Origin of the sequence: Streptomyces sp. NPDC059255 (genome assembly GCF_042752355.1) — a bacterium.
GTDB lineage: Bacteria > Actinomycetota > Actinomycetes > Streptomycetales > Streptomycetaceae > Streptomyces.
Map to the genome: position 1 here is coordinate 139183 of NZ_JBHYZP010000019.1, position 7732 is coordinate 146914.

General features: G+C 73.7%; 5 protein-coding genes. All 5 read left to right on the forward strand.

Going from position 1 to position 7732, the window contains the following annotated elements; genetic code table 11:
- Positions 1 to 22: 22 nt before the first annotated feature.
- From ACFXKG_RS22700 to ACFXKG_RS22720, 5 genes are read left to right on the forward strand one after another with little or no spacing between them, the layout of a single operon-like run.
- Positions 23 to 850, forward strand: a complete 828-nt coding sequence (locus tag ACFXKG_RS22700; protein WP_384841890.1) for a hypothetical protein — start codon at positions 23 to 25, stop codon at positions 848 to 850.
- On the forward strand, positions 847 to 3195 hold the full coding sequence (locus ACFXKG_RS22705; RefSeq protein WP_384841893.1) for a hypothetical protein: 2349 nt from the start codon (positions 847 to 849) through the stop codon (positions 3193 to 3195). The genes ACFXKG_RS22700 and ACFXKG_RS22705 overlap by 4 nt, the downstream gene beginning before the upstream one ends.
- Positions 3192 to 4709 carry a hypothetical protein gene (locus tag ACFXKG_RS22710; protein WP_384841896.1) on the forward strand — a complete coding sequence of 506 codons (1518 nt, stop codon included), beginning with the start codon at positions 3192 to 3194 and terminating at the stop codon, positions 4707 to 4709. The genes ACFXKG_RS22705 and ACFXKG_RS22710 overlap by 4 nt, the downstream gene beginning before the upstream one ends.
- The gene (locus ACFXKG_RS22715; RefSeq protein ID WP_384841899.1) at positions 4706 to 5212 is read left to right on the forward strand and encodes a Pycsar system effector family protein; all 507 of its coding nucleotides are present in this window, start codon (positions 4706 to 4708) and stop codon (positions 5210 to 5212) included. The genes ACFXKG_RS22710 and ACFXKG_RS22715 overlap by 4 nt, the downstream gene beginning before the upstream one ends.
- Before the next feature lie 12 nt (positions 5213 to 5224).
- On the forward strand, positions 5225 to 7708 hold the full coding sequence (locus tag ACFXKG_RS22720; protein WP_384841904.1) for a VWA domain-containing protein: 2484 nt from the start codon (positions 5225 to 5227) through the stop codon (positions 7706 to 7708).
- The last annotated feature ends 24 nt before the right edge of the window (positions 7709 to 7732 follow it).

Consider the following 7732-nt stretch of genomic DNA (forward strand, 5'->3'; position numbering starts at 1 on the left):
TCACCACGGCACAGGGGGAGCAGTGAGCAGTGTGGGAGCGGTCAGCAGACTGGTGGTCTTCGGCGACGCCTGCGGTTCGGGCACGCTGGGGATGGCGGCCAAGAAGCGGATGCGGAACGCCCTGTACGGCGCGTTCGACGAGGCGTTCGCCGCGATGGACATCGACCCCCGCGGTCTGCACCAGGAGGACCGCGGGGACGGCATCCTCACCGCGCTCGACCCGGGCACCCCGTCGTCCCTGATGGTCGGGGGCTGGCTCGAAACGCTGTACCAGTACCTGCGCGAGCACAACGAGGGCAGCGCGCAGCGGCTGCGGCTGCGGATCGGGATGAACGCGGGGCCCGTGCTCGACGACGGCAGGGGGCTGGTGGGCCGGGCCGTGGACCTCGCCTGCCGGCTCTGCGACAGCCCGACGGCCAAGCGGGTCATGGCGGACGCCCCGGGCTCCGACCTGCTGCTGATCGTCTCCGACTGGCTGTACGTGAACGTGGTGGCGGAAGGCGGGCGCCAGGTGGAGCCCGAGCACTACGTACGCTCACGCGTCCGTTTCAAGGAGACGGACGAGAGCGCCTGGTTACACATCCCGCGGTTATCCGCGTCCGCGCTCTCCGGCCTGGCCGGGACGTCCGGAGGGCCCGGCCAGGGCCCGCCCCCGGACGACGACGGGGGCGCGGCGCGGCAACAGACCGGCGGTGGGCCGACACCGGGGGACGGCCCATCGCCTCCTCCCACGGGGAGGAGCATCTCCGTCCAGGGGGACTTCCAGCACTTCGAGAACAACGTCATCCACGGCTTCACCGGATTCGACAAGAGGCGGGGACCGGCCTCCGGGCCGGGTGAGCCCGCGTGAGCGACCAGGACGAGACACCGGACGCACCGGATCCCCAGGACGCCGCCGAGGACCGGTCGCCCGAGAAGAACGCGGCCGACCACAAGAAGGCCGACAAGCCCGAGAAGGGCGCGGACCGGCGGACGCCGGGCGACGGCCAGGAACCTCCCGAGTCCAACCCCTTCGACCAGGCGGGCCGTAATCCGCTCGGCGCCTCGGGCGGCACGGGCGGCTCCGGTACGGCACACGCCGCCCTCCAGACCTTCGCGGCCGGCAAGACGGGGCGCGCCATCGGCTTCGGCGCGGACGGCCAGTACTACGAAGGCAACACCTTCATCAACCAGCTCGGTTTCGGCGGCGGACACGCCATGGTCCAGGGCCCCGTCCCGGCCGAGGAGCTGACCCGCCTCGCCGGTGTGTACTGCGAGGCGCCGGGCTACGAGGAGATGGAGCAGCGGCTTCGCGAGCGCGGCCTCCTGGTCCTCTGCGGAGAACACAACAGCGGCCGTACGGCGACGGGCCTCTCCCTGCTCGCGGGCGTCGCCGGCGACCGGGTGACCCGGCTCGACCCCGGCGTCAAGGTCCACGAGATCGAGGAGATCCGGCCGGGCCACGGCCATCTCCTGAAGATCGAGTCCGAGGACACCGGGTGGCAGGAGCCGGAGCAGACCGACGGCCGGAGCAGGCCCCGTGTCCGGCGGGCCGGACCGACCGAACTCCACCTCGACGGCCTGCGCAGCAAACTCGTCAAGGCGGGCGCCTTCGGCGTGCTCCTCGTCGAGAACGGCGAGCTGGCCGACCGGCTGCTGCGCGGCCGGTACGGAGTGGCCTGCCCCGCACCGCCCTGGGAGAAGGTCCTCCGCCAGCACCTCCGGGTGCTTCTGGCGGACGCGCCCGACGGCGCCCTGGACGAGGCCCTGGCGCTGGCCGCCGGCGACGACGTCATCGAAACCCTCGGCCTGGACGAGCTGCGGCCGGGCGAGAGCGCGCGGCTCGCCGGCCATCTCGCCCGCCGCCAGAGCGGCGAACTGACGCACCGCCGGCTGCTCGCCGCCTGCTCGACCTTCGTCGACGCGCAGGCCAGGGACTGGTTCGCGGGCGCGGACCGGCCCGGCACCCTGCCCGAGGCGCTGCCCACCCTGAGCGCCGCCGCCTTCCGTATCGCCGTCGCCGTGTTCAACGGCTCGCCGTACAGCCTCACCGCGGAGGCGGGCGAACAGCTCGCCTGGGAGCTGGCGGTCACGCTCGACCCCGAGACCCCCGTGGGCCGCAGGCTCTTCGGCACCCACGCGGAGGCCCGGCCGGTCGCCGCCCGGTCCGTGCTCCAGGACGGCGAGCTGGACCTCGGCGACGCCCAGGTGCCCGTACAGGCCGTCCGCTTCCAGGGCGAGGCCCTCGCGACCGCGGTCCTGAGGGAGGTCTGGCACGGCTACCACAATGTGCGCGGCCCTCTCGTCCGCTGGCTGCGCGCCCTGTGCGACGACCCCCGGCCCGTCCTGTGGGTACGGGCCTCCATCGCGGCCGGAGTGCTCTGCTCCTGGGACCTGCCCTACGGCTCCGGCGAACTGATCGTGCCCATGGCCGCCTCCGACAGCCCCGTACAGCGGATGTCGGCCGCGACCGCGCTGGCGGAGGCCGCGCGCGAGCCGTCCGTACAGCCCGCGGTGGCCGCCCTGCTCAAGGAGTGGGCGAAGAGCAGCCACGAGGAACTGCTGACCACCGCGGTCCTGGCGCACGGCTACGGAATGGCGGCCGGTTCCGTCGCGGCGTCGCTCGACGCCCTCGCCAAGGTGGCGGTCCGCGCCCACGACGACACCGACACCGCCCATGACACGGACGTCCTGTCCAACGCGTCGTTCAGCGTGACCCGGCTGCTGGCGGGACCGGAGCCGGAGGCCGTCGTCCACCGTCTCGACGCGTGGCTCCGCGACACCCGGCGGGGCCCCGCCGACCTCGCCCTGCTCACCGTCATCGGCGCCCTGCGCACCCGCACGACCTTCCTGTGGGGCCTCCAGGACATGCCCGAACTCCAGGCGCGCGGCAAGAGGATGCTGCTCTCCGCCCTGCTGGAGACCGAGCCCGGACTGACCGGGCGGCTGGCCTCGCTGGTCCGCCGCACGCTGGCCACGCCGCGCGCCGGAGCCGCCGCCCAGGACTCCCTCGCCCTGCTGCTGCGCCAGGCCGCCGGGGACACACAGCAGCTGGAGGCCGTCTGCGGCTTCCTGGTCCGGCTGGCCGAGGGGCGCAGGGACCGCGACCGGCTGCGCCACCTGCTGGCGCGGCTGGTCAAGGACCCCGACGAACCGTTGGACAGGACCGCGGCGCGCACGATGTGGGACGCGGTGGGAGAGGGGGCCGCGGCATGAGCCCGTCACCGTACGAGGAGCGACCCGCACAGGGGAACCGGGAACAGCAGTACGCGCAGTGGCTGCACGAGGAGCGGCGTCCCGAGCACGGGGCACCTGAGCGGGGAGGTGTGGCGGTGACGAGCCGGCCGGCGGACGACGACGAGACGGTGGAGCAGTACAAGGACGGTGCCGTGGGCCCGCTGCTGCGTGAGCGCAGGCCGCCCTACCGGCAGGAGAGCGGTCAGATCGCCGCCGTACTCCTGTACCGGAACGGCGGATACAGCGTGGTGTGGCCCGACCGCCCCCGTGACGACCACGACAGACCCAGACTCCGCACCCCGTACACCGTGTTCGAGGTCCTGCTCGGCCGGAACGTGACCTCGTTCGAACTGGCCCTGCCCGCCGCGGGCGACGCCCAGTTCTTCGACGCGCGGGCCGAGGTGCACTGGGAGGTCGAGGAGCCGTACGCGGTCGTCATGAAGCGCGTGTGGGACGTCGGTGAACTGCTCCACGGCGAACTCCTCGCCATGCTGCGCCAGGTCTCCCGCCGCTTCCGGCTCACGGACGCGCAGCGCGTCGACGAGGCGGTCCAGGAGGAACTGGCCAGGGGCCGTATCGATCTGGGCCGCGATCTCGGACTGCGGCTGCGCATCCATGTGTTCATCGACCTGAGCGACCCGGTCAGGCAGCGCAAGGGCGAGCGCGACGACATCGACTTCGACATGTCGAGGGACGAGATGCGGGCCGAGGCCGACCGCCGCAAGGAGGCGATGGAGCGCCGGCTCGTCAGCGAGCGCGCCGCCGAACTCGAAGCGGTGCTCCGCCGCGGCCAGGAGGCCGAGATCATCCACTTCATGGCGCGCAACCCCGCCAAGGAGTGGGAGATCCGCGAGGCCATCCGGCAGGAGAAGCGCGAGGGACAGACCGACCTCATCAACCTCTTCAACCGGCTGCTCGACACCGGGCATCTCGAACGCCACGACATCGGCGACCAGATGTTCGAAACGCTGCGGCTGCTCCGCGAGAGCGGGGGAGCGGTGATCGGCGGCGTCTCGGACCAACTGCTGCTCGGCCAAGGGCCGCGGCGGGAGCTGGAGGAGGGCCGGAGCGCCCGCCGCCGGCGCGAGGAGCCGCCGGGAAACGGCCGGGCGGACGACTGGGACACCTTCGACGACGACGGACGCGGCGAGGGACGCGGCGACGGACGCGGCGACGGACGCGGCGAGGGACGCGGCGACGGGCGCGACGACGGGTCGAGGGACGGACGCGACGCCGGGCGGAGCGGCGGGCGGAACGGCGGACGCGGCGGCCGTCGCGACGACCCGGAGTACGGCTACGGGGACGACCGCGGCGAACCGGAGCGGCCCCCGTGGGACGACGAACCGCGGGTCTACCGGCCGACCAGGGTCGAGTCGTCCGCGGAACGCGACCGCGACGCGCGCCGGGAGCGCGCCGACCGGGAGGACGAGCGCGGCAGCGCGCGGCGCGGCTCCAGGCCCAGCGCCGACTTCGACGACTGGGGGGACGAATGAGCAGCGGAGCCCCGGCCGCACGGCCGGAGGGACCCGACACAACCGAGGTCAGGTATCTGGCCGAGCGGCTGGTCGCGTCGGTCCGCGAGGACATCGCCAGGGCCGACACGAAAGCCGCGATCCTGCTCTCCGGGGCCATCGCCTTCTGCGCGGTCGCCTTCACCAAGGACGGACTGCACCAGCCCCTCTCCCCGCTGCGGCTCGCCCTGCTCACCGCGGGCGGAGTCCTCTGCGTGGCCGGACTGCTGATGCTCATCGCGGTCGTCCTGCCCCGCACCCGGATAGGGGCGCGGAACACCTTTCTGAACGACCTCCTCGCCGGTACCCCCACCGACGAACTGCTGGCCCGGCTGAACACGACAGGCGAGGACGTCGTGGGCTGGCTGCTGCGCCAGGCGACCGTGCACGCCGCGGTCCTGGCCGCCAAGTACCGCTGGCTGCGCATGGGGGGCTGCTCCCTGATGCTCGGCGCCGTGCTGGTCCTACTGAGTGAGCTGTGGTGAGAGACGGTGCACATGAGAATCACATCGCGTGCGACGCGAGGGGCCGGAGCGAGACGTCTGGCCGGAGTCCTGCTGGCCCTGGCCGGTCTGATCGCCGCCACCGGCGCGGCCCCGGGCCATGCCACCGGCGCGCCCGGCCGGACCGGGGCGGTGACCGAAGGGGCTGACCCCATCGACTTCGCCGTCGTCGTCGACCAGTCGGACAGCCTTTCCCAGGAGGACCTGGACCGCGAGGTGGAGGCCGCGGCGCTGATCGCCCAGGGCGAGATCTCGGACCGCTCACGCGCCACGGTCATCGGCTTCGGCAGCTCAGAGAAGCACGGCCAGACCCCGGTCACCGAGGTGTGCCCGCCGACCGTCGTCGACTCCTCGGGGCGCTCGTATCTGAACGGCTGTGTCAAGAAGCTCTCCCGCCGCGACGCCCGCATGGGCCCGGGCACCGACTTCCCGGCCGCGCTGCGCCAGGCGCTGACCCGGCTCACCCAGGACGACAGGGCCGGCACCCCGAAGGTGATCTTCCTGCTCACCGACGGCAAGCTCGACGTCCGCGATAGTCCGGAGTACGGCGCCGACGCGGTGAGCCGCCAGTCCGACGCCGCCCGTCAGCTCGGCGAACAGCTCGCCCGCGCCCGCGAGGAGTCCGTGCAGATCTGGCCGCTCGGCTTCGGCGACGCCATCGACCGGGACGCCCTCAAGGAGATGGCCGAGGGCGGCTTCCGCAACGGCTGCGCCGAACTGCCCTCGGCCACACCCCGGATGAGGGTGGTCGGCAGCGCCGCCGGGATCGACAAGGCGCTCCAGGAGACCTTCGCCGCCGCCCGCTGCGCCCAGGTCGTCCAGGGCACGGAGGGCAAGCCGCCCGCCGACCTGTACGTGACCATCCCCAAGATCGCCACGGACGGGTCGATCACCGTCAGCAAGCACGACCCGAAGGTCAGCGCGACCTACTACGACCCGCGCGGCCGGAAGGTCCGCACCGACGGCGCGTTCGACGGCTCGACCTTCGAGATCACCGGTCAGAGCGGCCCGGTCGAGGCGTTGCGGGTGAAGAACCCGCGCCCCGGCCGCTGGCGCGTCCATCTGGAGGCGCCGGAAGGACACCGGGAGCGGGTCGTCGCCGTACGGGCCATCTGGCAGGGCCAGCTGCGCTCCTCCGTCATCCTCGACCCCGCCTCCCCTCGGCCCGGCGAGAAGACAACCGTCGAGGTGCGGATGCAGACCCGGCGGGGCGTCGTCATCGACGACCCCGACGAGGTGAAGGGCATCACGGTCGCGGCCCGGCTCACGGGCAGCGGCTTCGAACCGGTCTCCGTGCCGCTCAAGGACGACGGCAGAGCCCCGGACACGAAGGCGGCGGACGTCCGGTTCACCGGGACGCTGACGGTGCCGTCCACCGCCGACGGTGATCTCGCCCTGACCGCCGAGATGTCGGCGCCGGGCGTCACGAGCGACCACCGGCCGTTCAACGCGCGGATCACCTCGGGCCCCCCGCCGGTGACCGCCGCGCTGACCGTCGAGCGGGCCACCGTGCACCCGGGCGGGAGCGTCACGGGCCTGCTGAAGGTGGACAACAAGAGCAAGGAGACGCGCACGCTGCGGCTCGGCCTCGCCGACCAGCCGCCCGGCGCGGAGCTGACGGTCAGCCCCGCCCAGGTGGAGGTCACGGCGGGCGAGGGAAGGAGCGTTCCCTTCCGGGTCGGCGTCGGATCCGGCACCGCGCCCGGTGAGATCGGCGCCCGGGTCACGGTCACCGACAGCGACGACGGCGGCCGGGTCCTGGACAACACGTTCCTGGAGATCGGCGTCGACCCCGTGCCCACCTGGTGGGACCGCTGGTGGTGGGCGGTCGCCGCGGCGGGCGCGACGGCGCTGGCCCTCGCCGTGTTCGCGGCGGTGTGGTACGTGGCGCAGCGCCGCCGCCGCGATCTCGCGGGCGTGAAGCTGGAGTTGCGCGGCGAGGGCGTCCGCCCGGACGAGCTGACCGTGCGGGCGGGGCAGAGCCCCGGCGGGGAGTTCCACTTCGTGGTGGACCGAGCCCGGGGCGCGGCGCCCTCGCTCCAGCGCTGCGGCGCGGGCACGGCGGCCTCGTACCGGCTGCGGCGCACCCCTTCGGGGGAGTTCCTGCTGAAGCCGCCGCAGGGCCGGGAGCGCGCCCTGCGGCCCGAGGAGGCCGCCGCGCTGGGCGACGGGTTCGAGCTCGTCGTCCACGACCGGCGGGCGGCCACCGGCCGCGGACGCGGCGTCCGGGACCGGAACGGGCAGCGTACGAGGGGCGCGCGGGACCGCGCGCGAGGCCGTACGCGGGACAGACGGGACAGGCGGGATACGCGGGATACGCGGGACCGGAGCGGCGACGGTGACCGGGACGGGGCCCGGGTCAGACCGCCCCGCCCCTCCTCGGGGGGAGAGGGCGGAGCGCCGGGCGACGGCGGAGGCCCTTCCTCCGGGGGTGGCGAACGGCGGGCGGGCGCGAGCCGGTTCGACCCGAATTTCTGAGTTCTGAGTGACGACGGGCCGTCG